Genomic DNA, 20121 nt, shown 5'->3' with positions numbered 1-20121 from the left:
TCAAGCACCGTCTGGTTCTGATGACCATTCCTTTCGGAGAGCCTGAACCGAGTGATCGGCTGCTCAACCGATCGGTGGCGTCCACCCGGCTGAAAGCCTGGTTGAACATGCGTTTGCGCCAGCTGGCCTCAGCGCAGCGCATTCAGGATGCGCGGGCTCTGCGCAGGGAGTTTTCGATCGAGTGATGGCGATGACGGAACAATCCAGTGCGTCCCACGTGGTGGTGATTGGCGGCGGCTGGGCTGGCTGGGGTGCAGCCAAGGCCCTTGGCGAAGCCGGCGTGCGTGTGACCCTGCTGGATGGGATGGCAGATCCCACCGGCAGCACGCCCCTCACCACCGCCACCGGTAAGCCGTTTGAAGCCGGCACCCGCGGTTTCTGGAAGGACTACCCCAACATCAATGCCCTCACCGCTGAGCTCGGCCTCAGCGATGTGTTCACGGACTTCACCACCAGTGCCTTCTGGTCGCCCGATGGTCTGGAGGCCTCGGCGCCGGTGTTCGGGGATGCGCCCCAGTGGCCGAGTCCTTTGGGACAGGTGGCAGCAACGCTCACCAACTTCAAACGCCTGCCAATCGCCGATCGGTTGAGCATCACAGGGCTTCTCTACGCGATGCTCGATCTCCACCGCAGTGATGCGGTGTATCGGCGTTACGACAACCTTGATGCGCTGACGTTGTTCCGGAGCGTCGGAATCAGCGAGCGGATGATCAACGACTTTTTGCGCCCCACCCTGCTGGTGGGACTGTTCAAGCCGCCTGAAGAGCTCTCGGCGGCGGTGACGATGGAGCTTCTTTACTACTACTCCTTTGCGCACCAGAATTCCTTCGATGTGCGCTGGATCCGGGCCCAAAGCATTGGCGAAGCCTTGATTGCACCCCTGGCCCGAAGGCTCATCGAGCACAAGGGCCTGCGGGTGCTGGGGGGCACGCTGGCTACGCGCTTGAACCTCACGCCCGATGGTTCGGCGGTTGCTTCGGTGGCAACCCGTGCCGTTGAAACGGGGGAGGAGGGGCTGATTGAAGCGGTGGATGCGGTGGTTCTGGCCGTGGGGGCCAAGGGGATGGGCGCGCTGATGGCGGCGTCTCCGGTCTGTGCTGCTGCCGTTCCTGAGCTTGTGGAGGCCGGACAGCTCGGTGCCATCGATGTGGTTTCGGTGCGTCTGTGGCTCGATGCCTATGTGGAGGTTGCCGATCCCGCCAATGTGTTCTCCCGTTTTGAGGCGTTGCGGGGGGCCGGTGGCACCTTCTTCATGCTCGATCAGCTGCAGAAGGAGGAGGAAGCAGCCCTATGGGGCGGGGAGCAGCCCCAGGGATCGGTGATTGCCAGTGACTTTTACAACGCCTCAGCGATCGCAACCCTCAGCGATCAGGAGATCGTGGCGTTGTTGATGCGGGAGTTGTTGCCTGTGGCTAATCCCGCCTTTCACACCGCCACGGTGCTGGAGGCCGAGGTGAGGCGCTATCCGGCGTCGGTGTCGCTGTTTGCACCGGGGAGCTTCAGTCAGCGGCCGCCGCTGGAAACGGCGGTGCCATCGATCGTGTGTGCCGGCGACTGGGTGCGGATGGGCAGCCGCGAGCATGGCGCCAAGGGTCTGTGTCAGGAGCGGGCTTATGTCTGTGGCCTGGAGGCCGCCAATTCCCTGATCCGGCGCAGGGTGGTCAAGGGAAGTGATTCTTCCGGCACCCACCAGCACCGGGTGATCCCGATCCGCGCCGATGAACCGCAGGTGCTGATCGGTCGCGCCTTGAATGCTCTGGTGATGAACCCGGCGGAAGCTCTGGGTCTGCGCTGGCCGTGGTTGCCATGAAACGACTCTTGATCACGGGCGCCAGTTCGGGCATCGGTCTGGAAGCGGCTCGGCGTCTCGCCCGCAGCGGCCATCAGCTCACTCTGTTCTGTCGCACGCCGGAGCGTGCAGAAGAGACGGAGCAGCAGCTGCTTGCTGCCGGAGCGGCGCCCAGTCAGCTCGCCTGCATTGCCGTCGATCTGGCGGATCTGGCCAGTGTGGACAGGGCCTGTCAACAGCTGCTGGATGAACATCAATCCCTGGATGGTCTGGTGCTGAATGCCGGCCAGCAACGTGCCGGCGCCACTGCGCCCGTGTTCACGCCCCAGGGGATTGAGATCACCTTCGCAGTGAACCAGCTGGCCCACCAGTTGATCGCCACCCGGTTGCTGCCGCTGTTGCAAGCGGGCACGCAGCCTCGGATCGTGATCACCGCTTCGGAGGTGCACAACCCCGCCAGCGGCGGCGGGCGTGTGGGTCAACCGGCTGACCTGGGGGATCTGGCGGGGCTTCGGGCGGGTGCCGGCTTCGTGATGCTCGATGGCAGTGATCGCTTCGATGGCGACAAGGCCTACAAAGACAGCAAGCTCTGCAATGTGCTGCTGGGGCGCGAGCTCGATCGGCAACTGGAGGGCTCCATGCCGGTGATCAGCTGGAGCCCTGGGTTGGTGATTCCCCGCAGCAGCGGAGGTTTCTTCCGCCACAATCGCCAGAACAATCCTCTGGGGATGGCGTTGTTTGCGCTGGTGGCACGGGATCTGCTGCGTCTCACCGAATCGGTGCCAACGGCCGGTCGGTTGCTGGCTGATCTGGCTTCGGATGCCGCCTTTTCGAGCCCTGGCTTCAGCTACTGGAGCAACCGGCTGGTGCGCCCGGGCCTGCATCGCTTTGAGGCCACGGCCACGAGTGAGGCAGGTGCCGATCACGAGCTGGCGGCTTCGTTATGGCAGCTTTCGGAGGCTTTGCTTCACATGCCATGGGATCGGGCCCAGGCGTAGCCGAGAAACGCCACCACGTTGAACCCGATCACAAAGGCCCAGAGGCGCCAGGGTTGTTGAGGCTTGTCCATCAGGCCGGAAGGAGATGCTTGCTTGGAGTTTGATGCAGGCGCCTCAGGGGGCGCTCACTTCGATCTTGTTGCCGTAGCCACCGATCTCCATCAGTTGGAAGGAGCGATGACCGCTCATCGCCCAGCGGGTGCCGGTGCTGTCGACCATCTCCTGCCGATCAGTTGTGGCAGGCCCCACCGGGGTGAGGGTGTAAGTGGGTTTGTCGGCATGGGAAAACTCAAGGCGGAAGCCGCCCTTCGCCGTTGGTGTGGTTTTACAGGTGGAGGCGACTGTGTTGAGCCAGCACAGGAGGGGGTAGGCCTTGGAGACCTTGGGGGCTGTTTTCGGAGCCGGCTTGCCGCCCTGATAGATGCTGAGGGTGTAGTCCCCTTCCCTGGTCAACTGGATCCGCTCGATTGAGTTGTCGCGCTGGAAGGTCTTGCCCTGCTCTGCTGCCGGGAACAGAAACGACCAGCGTGTGGAGGTGACCTGCACCGTCCCTTGGGATTGCCGGAACTCGCAGTCAAACTCCTCCACCGGGATGGTGTGGTCGTGCCGGGAGAGAACGCAGAATGATTTCACGATCTCGGCCTTGGCTGGAACCACCAGGGAACCGGCGATCAGAGCTGATGTGAGACAAACGCTGCGGAGCATCGGGCCCAGTTCAGGGGGAGATGGCCCAGTCCTAGGTGCCGCAGCTGCTATCTGGCAGACCTCAGCCAAGATGGTGGACAGCTTGAAGACAGGGTTCGATCTTGCGCGCCTCACTTTCTCTGATGCTCGCCGCTGCCGTCGTGCCCCTGTTGCCGCTGCCGGCTCCAGCGGCGGAGGTGTGCAGCTCATCTCAAAGCACCGTGGCTGAAACCGGTTGTGTGATCGCCGCACTGAAAACGATGGACCAAAGCCTGGAGAAGGCCCTCGCTCGGGTGGCCAAGGAGGCCAAAGAGGTGCCCAGTGAGGTGTTTCAGACACTCTGGCGCGACAACCTGACCGGGTTCTACAAAACCAGTGCCGATCCAAAAGCACAGGCCTCTGCCTTCCGGGCTGAACGCCGCAAGATTTGCGCCTATGCCAAGTCGATGGCGTTCCAGGGCACGGGCTATGGCATTTTCACCACACGCTGCGAGTTGGAGCTGACCCAGACCCTTCTGGATCAGCTGAAGCCTTGAGCACCAGCCGACCCTGGTGTTCTCACTCACGGTGCCGGCGAGTGCACTTCTGGCCTTCTGGTCGTTGGGGGAACGCCTGCCGCGAACGTTCCCTCTCAGCGTGGGGCTGATCATGGTTGGTTTGCTGGTGGCTGCTGCAGCCGGTGGCTCAGCGATGTTCGAGAGTGGAGGGTTGTCTCTGTCTGGAGTCGCTTGGGCCCTGGTGGGTGTGGTGGCTTTCGCCTTCAGCGGACTGTCGGCACGCAGGATTCAGCAGCACGGCTTACCTCTAGGACTCTCGGTGGGACTTTGCAGCCTGATGGCTTCCATCGCGTTTGCTGTGATTGCTCTGGCGCTGTATGGACCCGGCCATTTCATGGATCTCAGCCGTCGGCAGATCGGCGCTGGATAGATCCGGTCAGATTCTTCTCCAGGTTCAGTCATCCTTCCGCTATCGGCTCGGAGTTGGCTGGTGGTAGGTCAACAGGCATGGCGTCTGTTGGACCTCCTCACACACACTCAAGCGTCATGACCTTTTTCGCGTTTCAGCACCGTTGGCTGCGGCCAGTGGCTGTCTGCTGCCTTGGCGTTTCCGCAACCATCAGCGCCCTGTTCCCCCCGATGGCCGAGGCGCGCCCCTGGTGGAGGAGCCAAGCAGTCCAAAGCAACGGCTATGGAGCACCAGTGAACAATGGCTATCAGGCCTACGGCACTCCAGCACTCACGCCGGAGCAACAGGTGCAGCGCTGCAATCTCGGTCGCCTGATCGGAGGCCTCGGTGGTGGTGCTGCGGCCTACGCCATGTCACGGGATGACGGCCGCTCCTGGGCGATTCCTCTCGGAGCACTGCTCGGCTCCCAGGTGGGTTGCAACACTGCGGCAGGACGCGGGCCGCTGCCCTGGTGAGCCGGGATCAGCCCATGCAGTTGCTGTTGCGCTGATGCACGAAGCGGAAGCCATCCTGTCCGCCCGGCTGGCTCCGCTCTCTGACAATGTGGTTTGGATTACAAGGCTGTCTGAGTGTCGAATTGCATCACGCTTGGCGAAGTGTCTGCTCTCGCAAAGGATTGGTTTTGTGGAGTTGCATCCGATGAATGCGCCAGCAGTATCGCCAGGCTCTTCTTTCATCCTGATGCGCGGATTCATGCGCCTGATGGACAAGCTTTCTCTCTCGAGGAGCACCGTTTACTGCATCAGCAATGGATCGACGAGTCGCATCAGTTGGGTGATTTCGCTCCCACTACCCTGTGCGATGATCCCTGCCGTATCCATGCATCGGGCACGGTGTATTGGCAGGCGCGCTATCGCGAAAGCCCTGCTTCTGGCTCGGGTGTGATTAAGGCTGTGGTTGGGGAAGATTGGGTGATTGAGAGGCGAGCGGATGGCACACTTTGTTTTGTCTTGTATTGGACGAAGTTTTTTCATCCATTGCCCGACTCGGCGTCCATCCGCCTCGATCAGTGATCCTGCGCTCTTCGATCCCTCACTCCAGGACCCTGGCCGGCTCTGTGCACACCCAGGTGCGGCTGATTCCTTTCGCTGAGAGGAAGGGGGCGTCGTAAAAGCTGGGGCGACCTTGTGGGTTGTCGCTGTTCTGCACCCGCCACTGCTCGCGCTCGCAGCTCACGGTCACGGTGACACTACCGCCACCCTGCCGGTTGATCCGCAGCAAGCGCACCCCGTCGTAGAGGCCCATGGGCTTGGCATCAAGCTGTCTGAGCAGGATTGCCAAGACCTGCTGGGGCTCAGCCCTGGCCTCATTCTGTTTCGGTCCGCAGAGATCGCTCAGGCCGGAACTGTTGCGGCATTCCGCCAGCGTCATGCCGAAGATGATGGTATTCCCGTTGGTTTGATTGATAAGTCCGAAGCTGTCGGCATACCCCCGAAGCATCCATTCTCCTCCCCGTTGGTCTTTGTAGAAGCCCACATTGCGTGCAGCACCGTCCCTCACCCGTGTGTAGGTGTCGTGGATACCGTCTTTCCACTCCAGCTTGAAACGGTTGCAGGGGGCATCGGTGCAGAGGAAGGTGCGCCGGCAGGCGATGCTTTTGTTGTTGTAAAGGCAGTTCACCCAGGGCTCGGCGGTCATGGCCTTCCCGGCACTGCTCGCCGTGATGGCGTTGACCCCGCCGACGAGGAGTGTCCAACCCATCACCATTGCAATGCGGATCATGTTGTGCGTGATGCTTTGGCTTTGCATCATCATCCGTTGAGCTACTTGATCACGCATGCGTTGTTCGTTTCTTTCTGGGCTCGCATGGATGCTGCTGCCGTTGTTGAGTCCAGCGGCTTCGGCGGCGCCGATTCCGGTGGTGCCGATTCAATTCGCAAGGGGATCCAGTTGCGGCACTTACGCGGGAGCAGCGCCGGTTGAGCTGACGCTGCAACTGGGTGGCGCGCAGGAGTGGCGGATCGATCCACGCCTTGATCCACGGCCCGATGCGGTTCCTTTGCAGGTGATGGTGATCTACCCCGGCGAAGAGGCTGATGCCATGGCCGAACCCGCGGGCTATCGGCGGATCAGAACGCCCCGTGCCGGCCTGTACCGCTACAGGGTGCTCAACGGTGATGCTGTGGATGTGCGCTTTTGCGTGTTCTGAGCCATCGGGGCGGCGTCGCTGCTCATGCCAATACCTCCAGCTGAAGGAGCTGGGCCACCACGCCTCAGGCGGTTAGGCATCGAAGCAATCAGCCTGAAGCCAGTCTTGGTTTGTGTTTTCGCTTTTGCATCCCCCGAATGGGGGATGGCCCTCACGTCCCTTGGTGGCCTTTGGTTAGAAGAGCGCCCATGACCCAGTTCGAGCGCAACCAGATCCGCGCCAAGCTCCACCGCCTGGAGTTGGATGAGCGCTTCATTGAGCGCTACCTCGCCAAGCTCGATCGCAATGGCGAGTGTTATGCGATCGCCTGCCGCACGATTGATCGCTGGGAGAAGCCGGATCCCTCCGCCACCGTGCTGCAGGCACTGATCTGTGGCTTGCTTGCCGCTGCCGCTGGCGCCTGGCTGGCCCTGGTGGGATAGGGAATTCAAGGCAACACCTCCAGCTGTCTACCGGCGGAGTCCCGAAGGGCCAAGACGTCAGCACTCCGCCCAGGCAGACCAGGATCACTAACTCAACCCCGATCCTCAAGCACGATGTCACTGAGACACTTCCCTTGCCTCCGCAACTTCACGGGAGGGGGCAAATTAGGTGAACACGCGGATCGAGTGGCCAGGGTTTCAATGGCCCTGGTGGCAACCCTGAGGTTCCAGATCGATGGCGCTCCTTCCCCGCTGGCACTACATGACCGACCAGAGCAAGGCTCTGGTGAAGCGCACCGCCGTGAGCCTGCTCGTGTTGCTCATCGCGGCCATCCTGCTGCGGGGGCTGCTGCCCTGGGTGCTGCTGGCCGTGATCGTGTGGTTTGTGTGGAGCTGGCTGAGCCGTCGTTGAGCATGCGTCTCAGTCCATGGGGTGATGCTGATCAGCCAGGGGTGGTGGTGGGTGCCCCGCTGAGGCGCCTTGCATCAATGATCCGCGCCAGCTCGAGCATGTAGCCCGCTGTGCACCAGCGGCCATGGTTGCGGGCCCGGTTTTCCGGATCGGAGCGGATCTCCGCGGTTTCGGCCATCAACAGATCCAGCTCCCCCAGCGGCAGCTCGTAGAGCTCCTGCAGTTCTACCTCGCGGTTGAGCAGGTGGCTGCGGAACCATTTCTGCGTGGTCTCCTGATTGGGGATGTCGCGTTGCATGGGCCGATGTTGTGCCAGTGGATCTCAATCAGTCGAGCGCACCGGCACCACGGTCATGCCCACCGGCGCAAGAGCGATCAGCGCCAGCTTGATGTGCTGGATCCCGAAGGGAATGCCGATGATCGTCACGAAGCAGGCCAGCGCCGAGGTGAGATGGCCGATCGCCAGCCACCACCCCGCCACCAGGAACCAGAGCACGTTGCCGAGCAGCCCCAGCGGCCCGGTGCCCAGATCGCCTCGGCCGCTCAGATCTTTGCGGTTCACGGCTTCCTGCCCGAACGGCCAGAGCGAGAACCTGCCGATCACAAAGCAGGAGCGCGCCCAGGGCAGCCCGATGATCGTGATCGCGCAGATCAGGCCTGCCAGCCACCAGCCCAGGGCCATCACAAACCCCCCGAGCACGACCCAGAGAATGTTGAGCAGGGAACTGATCATGCCTGCATCATCACCCCGTTCGCAGGGGAAACGGTGCCTTCTTCAAGGCAAAGGCCGCCCCCTCCGGTGGAAGGGACGGCCTTGTTCGCGTTCGTTGCGAAGCGACTGGCTGTTGGCGCCTGGGGCCTTGAGTCCAGAGGTGGGGCTGATGCAGCTCCGGGGCACCTGATCGGTTGAGCAACGGGTGTGTTGACCAACCGCGTGAGCAGTGCAGTGGAGTGTCGATCGACGTGGCGCACAGTCGTTGCCTGCCGAAGGACCAGCCTCACGGATGGGTGGAAACTGTTGGAGCAGGGGCCGGAAAGTCAGGCTGCTTCTCAGTTTTGCTCCGGTGGAGTGTCGGCCGTCATGGGCTCCTCCGATCTCGATGCACACACTCTTGGTGCTCCGCAACACAAAGGCAATCGGTGGAATCGCGCATTGCTCTCCACAGGAAAACGTTCAAGAGTGAAGATGGCATGCCCCAAAAGGGGGATGCGCTGACGACGGTATCGCTTTAGCGTTATTCAAGTTGCCCAGCCGCCGCGTGTTCAGCGTTGAGGTCTGTCTGTCCCAGCCTTCCCGGCTGATTAAAACCGCTTTGGGTGCGGTGGAGATCGCCTGTCTGGGTGAGGGGCCCACCGTGCTCTCGGTGCATGGTGGGCCTGGTGGTTGCGACCAGGGGCTGTTGATGGCTCTTCCCTTGCTGGAGGCAGGGTTTCGTGTGATTGCGCCGTCGCGGCCGGGGTATCTGGGCACTCCCCTCAGCAGCGGCGTCCACCTGGAGGAGCAGGCGGATTTGCTTGCGGCGCTGCTCGACGCCCTGGAGCTGCCTTCCGTTGGCGTGGTGGGAGCGTCTGCTGGTGGCCCGCCGGCCTATCTGCTCGCCAGTCGATACCCCGATCGGGTGCAATCCCTCGTGGTGATTGATGGGGTGACGCAGGCTTATCTCAAGGGTGAGCAGCTGAGTGCCTGGGAAGAAGCGATCTTTCTCAGCCGACCGGGTATTGGTTTGATGGATTGGTTGGGGCGTCACTTCCCCGGCGCCGTGGTGAGCAATCTGTTGAAGACGGAAAGCAGCCTCAGTCCGGAAGCTTTGCAGGAGCGGGTCAGCGAGGTGATGCACTCGTCAGACAAGCTGGCCTTCGTGCAGGCGATGATGCGCACGATGTCGGATCGGTTTCAGCAACGTCACGAGGGCCTTCGCAATGATCTAAAGCAGCTGGCGGCGATCAGCCAGCTCGATCTCACCGCCATCCGCTGCCCCACCCTGATCCTGCATGGTGAAGCCGATCGGGATGTGCTTCCCGAGGATGCCCGGTGGGCCCATGGCCAGATCGAAGCTGCCGAGCTGCACTGGATCCCGGCGGGCTCCCACCTGGCGTTTTGGATCGCTCCCGATGCGGCGGAGGCCCAGGCCCATGCTGCGGCCGTTCTGCAAAAGGCGGCTTGGCCCTCGTAGATCTCAGCGATGCCCGAGCAGATCCTCCCAGCTGATCCACTGGGGTGTTGTGGAGTGACCGGCCTTGCCCTTGCTCCGGGGAGGAGTCGCGCTGCTGACAGCCCTTGTCCGCTCAGTCGAACTGAGCAGATCGCGCTTGGGCGCGGAGTGTTTTTTCATGGTTTTTGCTTGGTCGATGTATTCGGATCGCGCTGAATGGAGTGGATATTCAGGCTCACTTGGCTGGCGGGCCCCCTTGCGTGGGAACACCCGCTTCACTCCTCCACCATGGCACAGATCCAAATCATTCGGGATCACCACAACTCCGGATTGTTGAGAGCGCCGTCGATCTGTGATGCGCTCTTGAGGTCATCGAGAACCCCGGGCTTGAGCGCCCGGGCGAACCAGCAGGCCGCGTGGTCGGTGGGTTGGGGAGGCGACACCTGATGCGGGGTGGAGAAGCGGCGGGCGTAGTGCAGGGGATTGCCCAGCACGAAGATCGCATCAGCATCCAGCGCCTCTTCCGCCTGGTGCATCAACTCAGTGGCCAGACCCTGCTTTTGCCAGGCGGGAAGCACCGCCAGGGGCGCCATCACATAGGCCTTGAGCTGGGGCGCTTCAACCAGCCTGAGCGGTGTGTAGCAGGCATGGGCCACCACGGTTCCCTCCCGTTCCAGCGTGAAGCTGGCCTGCCCTTCGGCGATCAATGTCTCGGCCAGGTCGGCGATCGTGCGTGCTTCCTCGGGGCCGTAGAGCGGTTCGGCGGAAAACGCCGCCAGATGAAGGGTGTGAATGGTCATGGCATGGGGCTGCTTCCTCCTACGCTGCCGTTGATTCCGGTGGTACGCATTGCGATGAAGGCGATCTTCAACGGCCAGGTGCTTGCTGAAAGCGACGACATCGTGATGGTGGATGGTAATCCCTATTTCCCCCGACCCTCCATGCGCCCGGAATTCTTTCGCGAGTCGACTCACACCACCGTGTGCGGCTGGAAGGGAACGGCCCGCTACTGGGATGTGGTGGTGGGAGATCAATCGATCAGCAATGCCGTCTGGGCGTATGACACTCCCAAGCCCGACGCCGAATCGATCCGCGAACGCTTCGCCTTTTACCGGGGTAAAGGGGTGGAGATCAGCTGAACCCTTCCCAGCCGACAACCGTTCACTTCCCGTCAGGCAGGGGGCAGGGCATCAATGGCAGGGCATCACCGCGAGGATTCAGCCATTCGTCGAACTCCTGCTGGATCGCCTCAGCATCACCCTGACGTTCCCAGCTACCCAGCAATTTGGTGCGTTGACGGCTGTAATCCAACGCGCCTTCGATCAGTTCGATCGCCTGTTCGGTGGTCATGGGGGCGAGGGCATTGTCTGTTCATGCTTGGTGCCCTGAACCAGTCCGGTCGTCGCGATGGCGACAGTGCAGCTGTTTTTCAGCGTTCCCGCATCACCGAGGACAACCGGCTGAGCAGGCTGCTTTCTGAAGCCCCTCACATCTGCAGCACCAGCCAAGCCAGGCCGCAACCCACCACCAGGGAGATCACGCCAACGATCGCCTTCCAGAAGCGAGGATCACTGGGTTGGAAAACCATCGGTTGCCTGATGCAGAACAGCTCCAGTCTCAGATGGAGGATTCGGCCGGTGTCGATGGCGTGATCGACGACCCGACCTCAGGGGATCAGGTTCATCCCCAGGAAACCGCGGCCCAGGCCGGAGCGTTTGTCCTGCAGGAAGGTGACCGCCAGCTCGAAATCCATCAGCCCGGCGGCTTCGATCGTCTCAAGGGGTAATTGTCCCTGGCTGCGTTCGGCGTAGTTGCTGTAGATCTCCTCCTTGCGAGCCGAGAGAAAGCTCACCAGTTCGCGCAGGATGAAGTCACGCCATTCATCCTTGTCCTGCTGGCGCACGAATGGAGCGTTCATCGCGATGATTCAGGCCTGCAGGCCACCCTAGAAACAACCCACCGATGCTCACCGCTCTCGATACGCCCACCATCAGTCTGGTGGTGTTCGGTGCTTGTTTCGCGGCCCTCCAGGTGTGGTGGATCGCCTCGCTGTTGAAGCGCAACCGCCGCCGCCGTGCGGGGGAGCCGCTGAGCAGCCGAGAGTTCCGCGCTGAGCTGGAGCGCATCTTCCGGCGGGAGGACTAGCTGGTTCAAGACAGTCATGCCTTGACGTGGCAGCATTTCCGCATCGCTGCTCCGCCCGCTGTGCCCCTGATCAACGTGCGCACGTCGTTGCCTGCCGTCCAGGATGGTTCGGCGCTGCTGCAGGAGCTGTCTTCGGCGTTGGCCGAGCAGACCGGCAAGCCGGAGGCTTATGTGATGACCCTGCTGGAGACCGGCGTGCCCATGACCTTCGCCGGTAGCGCTGAGCCCTGTGCCTATGTGGAGGTCAAGTCGATCGGAGCCCTGAGGCCGCCGGCGATGACCGCCGCGTTTTGTGAGCTCATCCAGGCCCGCACGGGTATTCCCGCCAATCGCATCTACATCGGCTTTGAGGATGTCCAGGCCAGCTGCTGGGGCTGGAACGGTTCAACCTTTGGTTGAATTCTGATGCCTGTGTTCAACGCTTGTCCTCAACGTTTGCGTTGACGGCGGTTGGCCTTGCGGGTGCCGCCGTAGCGGTAGCCGGGCTGTCGGCTGATTGGTTCCCAGCATTCAGGGCAGGCGAGTCTCCACTCAGGCCGTGCATCGCTGCGCACGCGGTAGTGAAGGGGGCCTGCTCTGCCGCAGCAGTCGCACTGGGGTAAGTGACGCGTCAGCAGATAGCTCTCCTCCTCTGCAGTGGAGAGTCGCCCCAGGGCAGCATTGCGATGGGGGTACCGGCCGAAACGCAGGAGAAGCTCCCTGTTTCTTCGTGCCACGGCAGCAGTTGCAGGATCGCTGAAGCGCTCGAGCAACAGAATCCCCTCCTCCAGGTCAGCGAGGGTTTCGCTGTGCAGAAAGGGCATCAACCAGAACTGTCGTCGCGGGCGGGATGTTTCGTCGGACAACCAGCCGCAGGCCAACGCCTGACGGCTCAGGGCCAGGGCCGCTGCATCGCCACTGAAGGCCTCTGGCTGATCCCGATACAGCTGTCGACTGAACTGATCCAACAGCAGCACCAAGGCAAGCCCGCTGTCCGGTTCCTCTCCCCATGCCGTCAGTTGGCCAGCAAGGGCCTCCATGGTCAGGGGCCCAAAGCGGCTGCGAACCTCCCCATCAAAGGCATCGCTTTGTTGGAACCACTGATGGGGCCGGCAGTCTTCAAACCAGAACCGAAGCACAGCGGCAGCGGCCTGCTGGTTGTTCACCCCTGGTTGCGACGCACCCGCTTCACGGACAGCCCCGCTTCAGCAGCCGTGATTGCTGCCAGCAGCACCAGGCCGATCAGACCTACCAGCTGATTCTGAGCTTCAGCGGCAGGGTCAGCGTTCTGGCCGAGGGCCGCACCTGCCGCAAACCAGGCTGTGGCCAGCACCGAGGTGATCCAATACGCCTTCCAGCGGCGCTGATACAGGTAGCCGGCGCCAAGGCCGGGAATCACATTGAGCAAAACGGCTACCCAGCCTGCCGAGGCAGCCAGGATCTGCTCGCGGCTGGGAGATGCCGTGGTCTGGTTCGAGGAATCGTCCATCACTTGCCTTTTGTTGCGGCGTAGGCCACGGCGCCACCGGCGATCAGGGTGAGGAGGCCCGTGCTCAACAGAAATCCGGTGAGCATGAACAGGCCGAGCAGGGAGCCGAGCAGTGACATCTTCACGCGCAGCAGTTTCGACTTGATCAGAAGCACGAGCAGCAGCATCACCGTGGCCTTCAGGCCGGCGATCTTCGCTGCACTGATCGGGCAGAACGGACTGAAGGGGAGCATTGCTGGAAAGGCCACACTGTCACTCTGTCGCGCCCTTGAGCCCGCTGTGGATTCCTCCCTGCTCAATCGCTGCTGTTGCGTCGTGGTGACGCTTGCACTCACCCTGCAGCTGATGCTGGCGATTCCGAGCCCGGTGTCGGCCGACTGGATCTGCGAGGGCGATCGGCTCAGTGTTGAAACGATTGATCTGGGCCGGGAGGCGATGGGGGCTCTGGCCGACTCGATCCCCAACACGGCTGCCGGCACCTTGCCTGGTGATGGCGTTCTGATTCATTGGCGCGGCGTCACCCTGCAGCTACCCCGCACCAACAACGCTGGTTCCCCCAGTTACACCGATGGTCGCTGGTGGTGGAGGGCCCAGGACCCTGATCACCCTGAGTTCCGCCAGCGGCGTGGTGGGGTTGAGACCTACAGCTGTGAACCCTTGGCCTGAGCTCCTGCTTGGATCAGCCAGAAGACCCGTTAGGCTCCGCCTGTCTCATAATTGGACCCATGCTCCGCAGTCTGTTTGGCGTGCTGATGGCCGCGGTGCTCTGGGTGCAGGTGCCCCAGTGGAGCAACGACTGGTCGCACTGCGCTGTGGATGTGCCGGATGTCGACTGCCATTGGTATGTGGTGGCGCCTGACAACACCTTTGGCGAAGGGTTCGACTGGGCCACGGCACCTTGGTTCGACGTCAACGGTCTCCATGACATCGCCCAGCTCCATCACACCGTGGATGCGATCCAGGCTCAGGCGGTCCAGAAAGTGCCGCTGAGCTGATAGTGCCAGCTTGGGGGGAGCTATCTTCTCTAAGGTTTGGTTAGTGAAATCTCAAGAGAAGATGTTGGTGCTCGCTGTCAAGATTGAGTAAAAATAAAGTTGCTGTTAGGTTCCTGTCATGCGGTCGCTTTCCTTGCTCAATCCTTACACGGTTCGCTATAAACACTTCGACGGTCAGAAATTGGAAGCCTGCTTCTATGCAAGTGATGCTTTCGAGGCGCGTTTGCTTGCCATTGAGTTCAACGCCTACATTCGCAATCGTCCCCACTGCATCGATGCAGTGATTCGCGAGATGCGTCCTACGGGTTGATGTCCGCATGGCTTGGTTGCCACCACCCCCACCACCGCTTCTGCTTGCAGTTGAGGCTTCGCCAGCCACGCTGGTGTTTCAGAAGGCCAAGGGCACACTCCCGTCCGGTGACCGGCGCTGGGTGTTGCAGTTGCGGCGAGGCGGCAAGACATTGGCCAGTTGGCCAGCGGTGAGCGGCACCCGCAGGGCCCAGGCATCGGATCGGCGCTGGTCGCCTGGCAACGGCGCGCCGCTACCGGTGGGCAGCTACAACGTCGGCCGGCCGGAGCGTTGGGATGGTTCCTGGTGGATTGATCTCAGCCCTCGCTTCTCCACAACCCGCAGCGCCCTCGGGATTCACACCTGCTTGCCGGGCAGCGGCTGCATCTGTCTGCCCAACAAAGCCGACACCGACGCTGTGGCCGCTTGGATCAACAAGGCTGGGGTTCGGCGGCTGCAGGTGGTGAACTGATCTCTGCAGCCCGATGTCGATCGGCTGTATGCAGCGATCTGTGGCTCGTAGGATGCGCCGCGCCGAACCACCCTGTCCATGGCCAACCTTGACCAGGCCCCGAGCCGCAGCATGCCCAACCTGCTGCATGTGCTGCCGGCCTTCGCCGATGAGGCGGAGCTGCGGCTGAACACGATCGTGGAGCTGAACTCCAACACGATCAACAAATATGAGCTGATCACCGAGACCGGTCACCTGAAGCTGGACCGTGTTGGCTACTCCTCTCTGGCTTACCCCTTTGCCTACGGCTGCATTCCCCGCACCTGGGATGAGGACGGCGATCCGCTCGATATCGAAATTGTCAACGTGACCGAGCCCCTCATCCCGGGCTCCGTGGTGGAGGCTCGCATCATCGGCATCATGACCTTCGATGACGGCGGTGAGGTGGACGACAAGGTGATCGCCGTGTTGGCTGACGACAAGCGCATGGATCACATCAAGAGCTTTGAAGATCTCGGTGAGCACTGGAAGAAGGAAACCACCTACTACTGGGAGCACTACAAGGACCTCAAGAAGCCCGGTACCTGCAGTGTCAACGGCTTCTTCGGCACCGAGAAGGCTGTGGAGATCATCAAGAGCTGCGAAGCTCGCTACATAGCTGAGATCGAACCCAAGCTGGTCGACTGAGTCCTGAACCCGGTCTGAGGTCGATCCGGGCGGGGGCAACCCCGCCTTTTTCATGCCCTGCGACGACAGGGCTGCTTTTTTGCTGGGCGATGTTTAGTTTGAGACCAAAGGGTCTTGACGATCTCATGTCCACGCGCTCTGTGCCTCTTTCCTGGCCGGCCCTCGCTGGTCTTTCCGTTGCCCTGGCCATCCCAGTGGCCATGCCGATGGAATCACGGGCTCGCCCCGCTTCGGTGCCCGGTCCTCTGGCGGTGCTCCCAGCCGCTCCCACCACGCAGATCCATCTCGATCTGCGTCAGCGTCGCATCAGCGTGCTGCGCGATGGTCAGCGCTTCGGGCCCTGGCCGGTGGCCATCGGCGATCCCAAAACGCCTACCCCCGCCGGAGTCTTTCAGGTGGAGAACATGCGAAAGAACCCGCAGTATCAGAGCACGAAGTCAGGCAAGGTGCATCCGGTCACAGGACCCAAGGCTCCCCTGGGTCATCGCTGGATCGGTTTCCTGCAACAGGGGCAGAACCAGTTCGGCATTCATGGCACTCCCTGGCCCCATTGGGTGAAGATTCGTGCGGCCGTCTCGAATGGCTGTGTGCGCATGCTGAACGCGCATGTGCAAAAGCTCTACGACCTGGTGGAGGTGGGCACGCCGGTGGTGATCACCCGCTGAGCCCAAGATCAGCCTGTGCCCATTGATCAGGAGGTGGCCATGTGCTGCATCAGCACAGGGAAGCCGGCGCTCAGACCACTGAAGAGCATCTGCACAGCGATGGCCGTGAGTAGCAGGCCCATGATTTTGGTGAGCACTTGCAACGCGGATGCGCTGATCTTGGAAGACAGCATCTCACCGGCATCGAAGATCACATACACCACCACGGTGAGAAGAAGCACCACCAGGCTGAGGCCGAGCTTGCCGCCCATGCTGGCGGCGGCCGGATCGGCGATCACCACAGTGAGGGTGCCAGGGCCAGCCAGCAGAGGGATCCCGAGGGGAACAATGCCCTTCACGGCTGAATCCTGATCTCGCTCCACCGAATCGGGATCGTGATGCACCTTGGAGGGCTCTGAGCGCAGCATCGACAGACCGATCAGCACCACGATCAAGCCGCCGGCCACCTGGAAGGCCGGTCGGCCGATGCCAAAGAAACCAAGCAGGGCGTCGCCCAGCCAGGTGGCCAGCAACAGGGCAATCAAAAACGTGAAGGCGCTGCTACGGGCGATCGCCCGATCCTTGCGCTTGTTCCCGTCGGTGAAGGACAGGTAGATCGGCAGGTTGCCGATCGGGTTGGAGATGGTGAAGATGCCGACGGCGGTGTGCAAGAGAGACATGGTTTCAGGCTTCTGGACGGACCGCCGCAAAAATTTCCTGAAGAATGTCGCCTGCCCCCTGACTTTTCAAGTCAGCGGCTAACAGTTGTCCGATTGCCTCGGCTTTGTCGACTGTGCCGCGGCGTTCATCCCGGATCAGGCGCTTGCCATCGAGGCTGGCCACCATGCCGGTGAGCACCAGTTCGTTGGCTTCGATGCGGGTGTTGACGCCAATCGGCACCTGACAGCCGCCCTCCAGCTCCCGGAGAAACGCCCGCTCGGCGAGGCAGCGGCTGGCGGTGGGACCATGCTCGAGCACCTTGATCAACTCCAGTACTTCGGGCTGCCCTTCCACGCACTCAATCCCGAGAGCGCCCTGACCGACGGCATGCAGGGAAATATGACTGGGGATGATCTGGTGAATCCGATCAGCGAATCCCAGACGGGTGAGTCCGGCTGCAGCCAGGATCAGGCAGTCGTAGTCGCCGGCATCGAGTTTTTCCAGGCGTGTGATCACGTTGCCACGCACATCCTTGAACTCAAGGTGCGGGTAGTGGTGGCGCAGCTGGGCCAGCCGGCGCAGGGAGCTGGTGCCCACCACGGCGCCTTCCGGCAGGGTCTCCAGCTTGTGCTCGGCATTCTTGGCATTCACCACGAGGGCGTCCGCCGGATCTTCCCGTTCGGTGATGCAGCCCAGCATCAGGCCTTCGGGAAGGTTGGTGGGCAGATCCTTGAGGGAGTGGACGGCGATCTCGGCCCGCCCCACCAGCATCTGGGCCTCCAGTTCCTTGGTGAACAGGCCCTTATCACCGATTTTGGCCAGGGCCACATCCAGAATCTTGTCGCCCTGGGTGGCCATCGCTTCCACCGAAATGGGCAGACCTGGATGGGCCTGTTCCAGCTCAGCCTTCACCCAGTTGGTCTGCACCATGGCCAGCTGGCTGCGGCGGGAGGCGATGCGCAGATGCTCGAGGGCCATGGCCTGGGGATTGCAGCCGCCCAGATTACGCAGTCGAATGACCATCACCTCGGAGCGGCGGCTCGCTTTACGATTCGAGACAGTTGAGATCTCGTCATGCCCGGACCCGTGGTCAATGGCGTTCGCCATGACGCCAATTCGGGTGGAGGCGTGCCAGCGAATTCTGCCAGCGGAGTTCCGGCCCATGCCGAGAAGCCCTTTCTGCCTTTATTGGCCGAAGGCACAATTCGGCTGGTGCTGCTCACAAGCGGTCAGCTGTTGATCGCCCGTCTGCGGCAGACCAGTGATCGAGACGGTGAACGGGCTTACCAGCTCCTGCGTCCTCTGCTTGTGAAGGAAAAACATCCTTCCGATTCCGCCCAGCCCGGTAGCGGTTGGATCCTGTCGCCTTTTCTGGCCGGACTCTCCACCCAGGAGAATCTGGTGCTTTTCAAAGCCGCAGTGGCTTCCGTGCTCAATCCGGAGCCCAGGCTTCTGCATGCCTACACGATCCGAACCAATCAGGAATGTCCGCCGGAGGAGACCCCCGTGGAACGCCTGAAGCGGGCTTTCGAGGAATTCACCGAAAGTCTGGAGGGGGGCTGATCCCTCCAGACCGAGCCGATCACCAGCCGGTGATCACTTGATGTATTCCTTGAGCACGCCGTTGCGGTTGGGGTGACGCAGTTTGCGTAGCGCCTTTGCCTCGATCTGACGGATGCGCTCCCTCGTCACATCGAAGATCTGGCCGATCTCCTCGAGTGTTTTCATGCGGCCGTCATCAAGGCCGTAGCGCAGACGCAGCACGTCGCGTTCGCGCGGACTCAGGGTCGCCAGCACGCCTTCGAGGTCTTCACGCAGGAGGTTCTTGGCCACATCCTGCTCGGGATTCTCGATGTCGGCTTCGATGAAGTCGCCCAGCCGGGAATCCTCTTCTTTGCCGATCGGCGTTTCAAGGGAGATCGGCAGCTGGGCGCTCTTGGCGATGAAGCGCAGCTTTTCGATGGTCATCTCCATCGATTCGGCGATCTCCTCCTCGGTGGGCTTGCGACCGAATTCCTGGCTGAGCACCTTGGTGGTTTTCTTGATCCGTGAGATGGTCTCGTAAAGGTGCACCGGCAGACGGATGGTGCGGGACTGGTCGGCGATGGCGCGGGTGATCGCCTGACGGATCCACCAGGTGGCGTATGTCGAGAACTTGTAGCCCTTTTCGTGATCGAACTTCTCGGCGGCGCGAATCAGGCCCAGGCTGCCTTCCTGGATCAGATCCTGGAAGCTCAGGCCCCGATTCATGTATTTCTTGGCAATCGACACCACCAGGCGCAGGTTGGACTGCACCATTTTTTCCTTGGCTCGTCGGCCAAGCATCAGACGACGGCGGAACTTGATCACCGGCATCTCCACCAGGGCAGCCCATTCCTTCGTATCGGGTTCGCGGCCGTTGTCACTCTCGAACTGAGCGGCCAGTTCTTCGAGGAGAAGCAGATCGGCGATTTTGCGGGCCAGTTCGATCTCTTCGTCTGGACGAAGCAGGCGGATGCGGCCGATCTCCTGGAGATAGACCCGGATCGAATCTTCGGTGTAGACCCCTTTCGGACCGATTTTGATGCTGGCCAAGGCTTTGGCTTTGGCATCCTTTTCGGCTGCTGCCGTCGTTTCAGGCTTGGCTGTGGCCGCGTTGGCCGCAACCTCTTTGGTGCTGGCCGTTTTGGCTTCAGCAGCTTTGCTTTTGGTTGCTTTGGTAGCGGTGGCCTTGGTGCTGGCCGTTTTGGTTGAGGCGGTCTTCGCGCTTGTTGTTTTGCCGGAGGCCTTGCTGGTGGATTCCTGCTCGGCCGCGGCGAGCAGGGCATCGGCGGCAGCATTCAGATTGTCACCAGGCTTGAGGCCTGTTGAGCGACTGCGGCTGGATTTGGCCGTCGACTTGGCAGCGGCCTTCCCCTTCGTTGCTGCGGGCTTTTTCTCCGCTGCCTTGACCGTTTTGGGCTTTCCGTTGGCATCGGCCATCATCACGATGGCGGGTTTGGCCGCAGCGGATTTCGTCGCAGCAGGGCTCATGGCAAAAGGAGGGGTTGGGCGGGCATCAAGACAAGACATCACCGAACGGGCATGCGTGCATGACCCATCGACGGGAGAGCGATCAGGCCGTCATCAGGACCTGATGGCAGCCAAACGTGTCTGAATCAACAAGGGGGGAGTGGGCCGGGGACCGGTGCAGGGCTGTCAGGGGCTTTCTCAGACCGGTCGGCCATGCT

Annotated in this window: 34 protein-coding genes; 21 read left to right on the top strand and 13 right to left on the bottom strand. The window is 61.8% G+C overall.

Annotated elements, in window-relative coordinates:
• Window positions 1-20 precede the first annotated feature (20 nt).
• The 3 genes from SynWH8101_RS14150 to SynWH8101_RS10145 are packed head-to-tail and all read left to right on the top strand — an operon-like array spanning window position 21 to window position 2787.
• Window positions 21-185, top strand: coding sequence for a hypothetical protein (locus SynWH8101_RS14150; RefSeq protein WP_165380975.1), 165 nt, complete (start codon window positions 21-23; stop codon window positions 183-185).
• On the top strand, window positions 185-1810 hold the full coding sequence (locus SynWH8101_RS10150; RefSeq protein WP_130129667.1) for an FAD-dependent oxidoreductase: 1626 nt from the start codon (window positions 185-187) through the stop codon (window positions 1808-1810). The genes SynWH8101_RS14150 and SynWH8101_RS10150 overlap by 1 nt, the downstream gene beginning before the upstream one ends.
• Window positions 1807-2787 carry an SDR family NAD(P)-dependent oxidoreductase gene (locus SynWH8101_RS10145; RefSeq protein ID WP_130129666.1) on the top strand — a complete coding sequence of 327 codons (981 nt, stop codon included), beginning with the start codon at window positions 1807-1809 and terminating at the stop codon, window positions 2785-2787. The genes SynWH8101_RS10150 and SynWH8101_RS10145 overlap by 4 nt, the downstream gene beginning before the upstream one ends.
• A 114-nt stretch (window positions 2788-2901) precedes the next feature.
• Here the strand turns inward: SynWH8101_RS10145 and SynWH8101_RS10140 are convergent, their stop codons facing one another.
• Window positions 2902-3492, bottom strand: coding sequence for a hypothetical protein (locus SynWH8101_RS10140; RefSeq protein ID WP_130129665.1), 591 nt, complete (start codon window positions 3490-3492; stop codon window positions 2902-2904).
• 122 nt (window positions 3493-3614) lie between these two features.
• Between SynWH8101_RS10140 and SynWH8101_RS10135 the strand changes: the two genes are divergently transcribed.
• The 4 genes from SynWH8101_RS10135 (at window position 3615) to SynWH8101_RS10120 (ending at window position 5450) form a co-directional block, all read left to right on the top strand.
• Window positions 3615-4007, top strand: coding sequence for a lysozyme inhibitor LprI family protein (locus SynWH8101_RS10135; protein ID WP_130129664.1), 393 nt, complete (start codon window positions 3615-3617; stop codon window positions 4005-4007).
• A 16-nt stretch (window positions 4008-4023) separates the two neighbouring features.
• Window positions 4024-4398, top strand: a complete 375-nt coding sequence (locus SynWH8101_RS10130) for a hypothetical protein (protein ID WP_130129663.1) — start codon at window positions 4024-4026, stop codon at window positions 4396-4398.
• 116 nt (window positions 4399-4514) lie between these two features.
• Complete coding sequence (locus tag SynWH8101_RS10125; RefSeq protein WP_130129662.1) at window positions 4515-4892, top strand: glycine zipper 2TM domain-containing protein; 378 nt, start codon at window positions 4515-4517, stop codon at window positions 4890-4892.
• A gap of 114 nt (window positions 4893-5006) precedes the next feature.
• Window positions 5007-5450 (top strand): hypothetical protein, encoded by a 444-nt coding sequence (locus SynWH8101_RS10120; RefSeq protein WP_130129661.1) that lies wholly within the window; start codon window positions 5007-5009, stop codon window positions 5448-5450.
• Between the two features lie 19 nt (window positions 5451-5469).
• Here the strand turns inward: SynWH8101_RS10120 and SynWH8101_RS14450 are convergent, their stop codons facing one another.
• Window positions 5470-6159, bottom strand: coding sequence for a hypothetical protein (locus tag SynWH8101_RS14450; RefSeq protein ID WP_254427939.1), 690 nt, complete (start codon window positions 6157-6159; stop codon window positions 5470-5472).
• Between the two features lie 88 nt (window positions 6160-6247).
• On the opposite strand from SynWH8101_RS14450, the gene SynWH8101_RS10110 reads away from it, so the two are divergent.
• The 3 genes from SynWH8101_RS10110 (at window position 6248) to SynWH8101_RS14145 (ending at window position 7420) form a co-directional block, all read left to right on the top strand.
• A complete protein-coding gene (locus SynWH8101_RS10110) occupies window positions 6248-6586 on the top strand; it encodes a hypothetical protein (RefSeq protein WP_130129660.1) in 339 nt (112 codons plus the stop codon).
• 188 nt (window positions 6587-6774) lie between these two features.
• A complete protein-coding gene (locus tag SynWH8101_RS10105; RefSeq protein WP_130129659.1) occupies window positions 6775-7008 on the top strand; it encodes a hypothetical protein in 234 nt (77 codons plus the stop codon).
• Between the two features lie 235 nt (window positions 7009-7243).
• On the top strand, window positions 7244-7420 hold the full coding sequence (locus SynWH8101_RS14145; RefSeq protein WP_165380973.1) for a hypothetical protein: 177 nt from the start codon (window positions 7244-7246) through the stop codon (window positions 7418-7420).
• 31 nt (window positions 7421-7451) lie between these two features.
• Here SynWH8101_RS14145 and SynWH8101_RS10100 read toward each other — a convergent pair whose 3' ends face one another.
• Window positions 7452-7718 carry a hypothetical protein gene (locus tag SynWH8101_RS10100; protein WP_130129658.1) on the bottom strand — a complete coding sequence of 89 codons (267 nt, stop codon included), beginning with the start codon at window positions 7716-7718 and terminating at the stop codon, window positions 7452-7454.
• Between the two features lie 24 nt (window positions 7719-7742).
• Entirely contained in the window at window positions 7743-8153 is a 411-nt protein-coding gene (locus tag SynWH8101_RS10095; protein ID WP_130129657.1) for a YccF domain-containing protein, read from the bottom strand.
• 511 nt (window positions 8154-8664) lie between these two features.
• On the opposite strand from SynWH8101_RS10095, the gene SynWH8101_RS10085 reads away from it, so the two are divergent.
• Window positions 8665-9594, top strand: a complete 930-nt coding sequence (locus tag SynWH8101_RS10085) for an alpha/beta fold hydrolase (RefSeq protein WP_254427938.1) — start codon at window positions 8665-8667, stop codon at window positions 9592-9594.
• A gap of 293 nt (window positions 9595-9887) precedes the next feature.
• Here SynWH8101_RS10085 and SynWH8101_RS10080 read toward each other — a convergent pair whose 3' ends face one another.
• The gene (locus SynWH8101_RS10080; protein WP_130129656.1) at window positions 9888-10373 is read right to left on the bottom strand and encodes a GNAT family N-acetyltransferase; all 486 of its coding nucleotides are present in this window, start codon (window positions 10371-10373) and stop codon (window positions 9888-9890) included.
• Window positions 10374-10427: 54 nt separating this feature from the next.
• On the opposite strand from SynWH8101_RS10080, the gene SynWH8101_RS10075 reads away from it, so the two are divergent.
• Window positions 10428-10712, top strand: a complete 285-nt coding sequence (locus SynWH8101_RS10075; RefSeq protein WP_130130474.1) for a DUF427 domain-containing protein — start codon at window positions 10428-10430, stop codon at window positions 10710-10712.
• A gap of 22 nt (window positions 10713-10734) precedes the next feature.
• On the opposite strand, the gene SynWH8101_RS10070 is transcribed toward SynWH8101_RS10075, so the two are convergent.
• Window positions 10735-10923: a hypothetical protein gene (locus SynWH8101_RS10070; protein ID WP_130129655.1), complete on the bottom strand. Its 189-nt coding sequence runs from the start codon at window positions 10921-10923 to the stop codon at window positions 10735-10737.
• 316 nt (window positions 10924-11239) lie between these two features.
• Window positions 11240-11491, bottom strand: coding sequence for a hypothetical protein (locus tag SynWH8101_RS10065; RefSeq protein WP_130129654.1), 252 nt, complete (start codon window positions 11489-11491; stop codon window positions 11240-11242).
• A 44-nt stretch (window positions 11492-11535) separates the two neighbouring features.
• Between SynWH8101_RS10065 and SynWH8101_RS10060 the strand changes: the two genes are divergently transcribed.
• Together SynWH8101_RS10060 and SynWH8101_RS10055 are read left to right on the top strand one after the other, a co-directional pair.
• Window positions 11536-11718: a hypothetical protein gene (locus SynWH8101_RS10060; RefSeq protein ID WP_130129653.1), complete on the top strand. Its 183-nt coding sequence runs from the start codon at window positions 11536-11538 to the stop codon at window positions 11716-11718.
• Between the two features lie 60 nt (window positions 11719-11778).
• The gene (locus SynWH8101_RS10055; protein ID WP_130130473.1) at window positions 11779-12117 is read left to right on the top strand and encodes a phenylpyruvate tautomerase MIF-related protein; all 339 of its coding nucleotides are present in this window, start codon (window positions 11779-11781) and stop codon (window positions 12115-12117) included.
• Between the two features lie 29 nt (window positions 12118-12146).
• Here SynWH8101_RS10055 and SynWH8101_RS10050 read toward each other — a convergent pair whose 3' ends face one another.
• The 3 genes from SynWH8101_RS10050 to SynWH8101_RS10040 are packed head-to-tail and all read right to left on the bottom strand — an operon-like array spanning window position 12147 to window position 13419.
• A complete protein-coding gene (locus tag SynWH8101_RS10050; RefSeq protein WP_130129652.1) occupies window positions 12147-12863 on the bottom strand; it encodes a DUF924 family protein in 717 nt (238 codons plus the stop codon).
• Window positions 12860-13186, bottom strand: coding sequence for a hypothetical protein (locus tag SynWH8101_RS10045; RefSeq protein WP_130129651.1), 327 nt, complete (start codon window positions 13184-13186; stop codon window positions 12860-12862). The genes SynWH8101_RS10050 and SynWH8101_RS10045 overlap by 4 nt, the downstream gene beginning before the upstream one ends.
• Window positions 13186-13419 carry a hypothetical protein gene (locus SynWH8101_RS10040; protein WP_130130472.1) on the bottom strand — a complete coding sequence of 78 codons (234 nt, stop codon included), beginning with the start codon at window positions 13417-13419 and terminating at the stop codon, window positions 13186-13188. The genes SynWH8101_RS10045 and SynWH8101_RS10040 overlap by 1 nt, the downstream gene beginning before the upstream one ends.
• A gap of 112 nt (window positions 13420-13531) precedes the next feature.
• Between SynWH8101_RS10040 and SynWH8101_RS10035 the strand changes: the two genes are divergently transcribed.
• The 6 genes from SynWH8101_RS10035 to SynWH8101_RS10010 all read left to right on the top strand — a co-directional run bounded on the left by SynWH8101_RS10035 (window position 13532) and on the right by SynWH8101_RS10010 (window position 16273).
• On the top strand, window positions 13532-13852 hold the full coding sequence (locus SynWH8101_RS10035) for a hypothetical protein (RefSeq protein WP_130130471.1): 321 nt from the start codon (window positions 13532-13534) through the stop codon (window positions 13850-13852).
• Window positions 13853-13911: 59 nt separating this feature from the next.
• A complete protein-coding gene (locus SynWH8101_RS10030; RefSeq protein WP_130129650.1) occupies window positions 13912-14181 on the top strand; it encodes a hypothetical protein in 270 nt (89 codons plus the stop codon).
• 118 nt (window positions 14182-14299) lie between these two features.
• Window positions 14300-14491, top strand: a complete 192-nt coding sequence (locus SynWH8101_RS10025; protein ID WP_130129649.1) for a hypothetical protein — start codon at window positions 14300-14302, stop codon at window positions 14489-14491.
• 7 nt (window positions 14492-14498) lie between these two features.
• On the top strand, window positions 14499-14942 hold the full coding sequence (locus tag SynWH8101_RS10020; RefSeq protein WP_130129648.1) for a L,D-transpeptidase: 444 nt from the start codon (window positions 14499-14501) through the stop codon (window positions 14940-14942).
• A gap of 78 nt (window positions 14943-15020) precedes the next feature.
• A complete protein-coding gene (locus tag SynWH8101_RS10015; RefSeq protein ID WP_130129647.1) occupies window positions 15021-15608 on the top strand; it encodes an inorganic diphosphatase in 588 nt (195 codons plus the stop codon).
• 125 nt (window positions 15609-15733) lie between these two features.
• A complete protein-coding gene (locus SynWH8101_RS10010) occupies window positions 15734-16273 on the top strand; it encodes a L,D-transpeptidase (protein ID WP_254427937.1) in 540 nt (179 codons plus the stop codon).
• Window positions 16274-16299: 26 nt separating this feature from the next.
• Here SynWH8101_RS10010 and SynWH8101_RS10005 read toward each other — a convergent pair whose 3' ends face one another.
• Window positions 16300-16932 carry a MarC family protein gene (locus SynWH8101_RS10005; RefSeq protein ID WP_130129646.1) on the bottom strand — a complete coding sequence of 211 codons (633 nt, stop codon included), beginning with the start codon at window positions 16930-16932 and terminating at the stop codon, window positions 16300-16302.
• A gap of 4 nt (window positions 16933-16936) precedes the next feature.
• On the bottom strand, window positions 16937-17890 hold the full coding sequence (hemC, locus tag SynWH8101_RS10000; RefSeq protein ID WP_130130469.1) for a hydroxymethylbilane synthase: 954 nt from the start codon (window positions 17888-17890) through the stop codon (window positions 16937-16939).
• Window positions 17891-17986: 96 nt separating this feature from the next.
• Here hemC and SynWH8101_RS09995 point away from each other — a divergent pair, with 96 nt between their 5' ends.
• Window positions 17987-18475, top strand: a complete 489-nt coding sequence (locus SynWH8101_RS09995; RefSeq protein WP_130129645.1) for a DUF6561 domain-containing protein — start codon at window positions 17987-17989, stop codon at window positions 18473-18475.
• Between the two features lie 33 nt (window positions 18476-18508).
• Here SynWH8101_RS09995 and rpoD read toward each other — a convergent pair whose 3' ends face one another.
• On the bottom strand, window positions 18509-19924 hold the full coding sequence (rpoD, locus tag SynWH8101_RS09990; RefSeq protein ID WP_130129644.1) for an RNA polymerase sigma factor RpoD: 1416 nt from the start codon (window positions 19922-19924) through the stop codon (window positions 18509-18511).
• Window positions 19925-20121: the final 197 nt, after the last annotated feature.

It is taken from the genome of Synechococcus sp. WH 8101, from assembly GCF_004209775.1.
Lineage (GTDB): Bacteria > Cyanobacteriota > Cyanobacteriia > PCC-6307 > Cyanobiaceae > Synechococcus_C.
The sequence above is the reverse complement of the archived record's forward strand: the minus strand, read 5'-3'. Positions and strand labels throughout refer to the sequence as shown.

Excerpts from the sequence above, each read along its gene's own strand:
- SynWH8101_RS14150 (WP_165380975.1), top strand. The coding sequence starts at position 21 with ATGACCATTCCTTTCGGAGAGCCTGAACCGAGTGATCGGCTGCTCAAC.
- SynWH8101_RS10150 (WP_130129667.1), top strand. The coding sequence starts at position 185 with ATGGCGATGACGGAACAATCCAGTGCGTCCCACGTGGTGGTGATTGGC.
- SynWH8101_RS10145 (WP_130129666.1), top strand. The coding sequence starts at position 1,807 with ATGAAACGACTCTTGATCACGGGCGCCAGTTCGGGCATCGGTCTGGAA.
- SynWH8101_RS10140 (WP_130129665.1), bottom strand. The coding sequence starts at position 3,492 with ATGCTCCGCAGCGTTTGTCTCACATCAGCTCTGATCGCCGGTTCCCTG.
- SynWH8101_RS10135 (WP_130129664.1), top strand. The coding sequence starts at position 3,615 with ATGCTCGCCGCTGCCGTCGTGCCCCTGTTGCCGCTGCCGGCTCCAGCG.
- SynWH8101_RS10125 (WP_130129662.1), top strand. The coding sequence starts at position 4,515 with ATGACCTTTTTCGCGTTTCAGCACCGTTGGCTGCGGCCAGTGGCTGTC.
- SynWH8101_RS14450 (WP_254427939.1), bottom strand. The coding sequence starts at position 6,159 with ATGATCCGCATTGCAATGGTGATGGGTTGGACACTCCTCGTCGGCGGG.
- SynWH8101_RS10110 (WP_130129660.1), top strand. The coding sequence starts at position 6,248 with ATGCTGCTGCCGTTGTTGAGTCCAGCGGCTTCGGCGGCGCCGATTCCG.
- SynWH8101_RS10105 (WP_130129659.1), top strand. The coding sequence starts at position 6,775 with ATGACCCAGTTCGAGCGCAACCAGATCCGCGCCAAGCTCCACCGCCTG.
- SynWH8101_RS14145 (WP_165380973.1), top strand. The coding sequence starts at position 7,244 with ATGGCGCTCCTTCCCCGCTGGCACTACATGACCGACCAGAGCAAGGCT.
- SynWH8101_RS10100 (WP_130129658.1), bottom strand. The coding sequence starts at position 7,718 with ATGCAACGCGACATCCCCAATCAGGAGACCACGCAGAAATGGTTCCGC.
- SynWH8101_RS10095 (WP_130129657.1), bottom strand. The coding sequence starts at position 8,153 with ATGATCAGTTCCCTGCTCAACATTCTCTGGGTCGTGCTCGGGGGGTTT.
- SynWH8101_RS10080 (WP_130129656.1), bottom strand. The coding sequence starts at position 10,373 with ATGACCATTCACACCCTTCATCTGGCGGCGTTTTCCGCCGAACCGCTC.
- SynWH8101_RS10075 (WP_130130474.1), top strand. The coding sequence starts at position 10,428 with ATGAAGGCGATCTTCAACGGCCAGGTGCTTGCTGAAAGCGACGACATC.
- SynWH8101_RS10070 (WP_130129655.1), bottom strand. The coding sequence starts at position 10,923 with ATGACCACCGAACAGGCGATCGAACTGATCGAAGGCGCGTTGGATTAC.
- SynWH8101_RS10065 (WP_130129654.1), bottom strand. The coding sequence starts at position 11,491 with ATGAACGCTCCATTCGTGCGCCAGCAGGACAAGGATGAATGGCGTGAC.
- SynWH8101_RS10060 (WP_130129653.1), top strand. The coding sequence starts at position 11,536 with ATGCTCACCGCTCTCGATACGCCCACCATCAGTCTGGTGGTGTTCGGT.
- SynWH8101_RS10045 (WP_130129651.1), bottom strand. The coding sequence starts at position 13,186 with ATGGACGATTCCTCGAACCAGACCACGGCATCTCCCAGCCGCGAGCAG.
- SynWH8101_RS10040 (WP_130130472.1), bottom strand. The coding sequence starts at position 13,419 with ATGCTCCCCTTCAGTCCGTTCTGCCCGATCAGTGCAGCGAAGATCGCC.
- SynWH8101_RS10035 (WP_130130471.1), top strand. The coding sequence starts at position 13,532 with ATGCTGGCGATTCCGAGCCCGGTGTCGGCCGACTGGATCTGCGAGGGC.
- SynWH8101_RS10030 (WP_130129650.1), top strand. The coding sequence starts at position 13,912 with ATGCTCCGCAGTCTGTTTGGCGTGCTGATGGCCGCGGTGCTCTGGGTG.
- SynWH8101_RS10025 (WP_130129649.1), top strand. The coding sequence starts at position 14,300 with ATGCGGTCGCTTTCCTTGCTCAATCCTTACACGGTTCGCTATAAACAC.
- SynWH8101_RS10020 (WP_130129648.1), top strand. The coding sequence starts at position 14,499 with ATGGCTTGGTTGCCACCACCCCCACCACCGCTTCTGCTTGCAGTTGAG.
- SynWH8101_RS10015 (WP_130129647.1), top strand. The coding sequence starts at position 15,021 with ATGGCCAACCTTGACCAGGCCCCGAGCCGCAGCATGCCCAACCTGCTG.
- SynWH8101_RS10010 (WP_254427937.1), top strand. The coding sequence starts at position 15,734 with ATGTCCACGCGCTCTGTGCCTCTTTCCTGGCCGGCCCTCGCTGGTCTT.
- SynWH8101_RS10005 (WP_130129646.1), bottom strand. The coding sequence starts at position 16,932 with ATGTCTCTCTTGCACACCGCCGTCGGCATCTTCACCATCTCCAACCCG.
- hemC (WP_130130469.1), bottom strand. The coding sequence starts at position 17,890 with ATGGCCCTCGAGCATCTGCGCATCGCCTCCCGCCGCAGCCAGCTGGCC.
- SynWH8101_RS09995 (WP_130129645.1), top strand. The coding sequence starts at position 17,987 with ATGCCCGGACCCGTGGTCAATGGCGTTCGCCATGACGCCAATTCGGGT.
- rpoD (WP_130129644.1), bottom strand. The coding sequence starts at position 19,924 with ATGAGCCCTGCTGCGACGAAATCCGCTGCGGCCAAACCCGCCATCGTG.